Here is a 298-nt window from a genome sequence, read left to right on the forward strand (position 1 = left end):
GAACAGCCGCATCGAATGGCACAGCGAGCAGAACGCCCGGCCGACCCGCCAGGCCTCCTCCCACATCTCCAGGCTCGCCGCCTGGTTGACCCCGGCGACGAGCGTCATGCGCTCGGCGTAGAACCACGGCTCGGGGGCGATCTCGCCGGAGTCCTGCTCGCCGTGCCGGGCGTGACGGCGCCAGTCCTGCGGCCAGCGCGCGGCCGCGGCGAGCTCGGCCCGCCGCCGGTAGCCCGCGAGGGTCCCGTCGTCGACCGCGCGGCGCTGCTCGCCGGCGTCCTCCTGCTCGGCGCGCACG

At 76.5% G+C, this 298-nt stretch carries 1 protein-coding gene; it reads right to left on the reverse strand.

Going from position 1 to position 298, the window contains the following annotated elements:
• Positions 1-298, reverse strand: a 298-nt coding sequence (locus ACFFNX_RS52260; protein WP_378213930.1) for a hypothetical protein, incomplete at both ends; no start/stop codon positions are given.

Source organism: Actinoallomurus acaciae (assembly GCF_042429965.1).
GTDB classification, from domain to species: Bacteria; Actinomycetota; Actinomycetes; order Streptosporangiales; family Streptosporangiaceae; genus Actinoallomurus; species Actinoallomurus acaciae.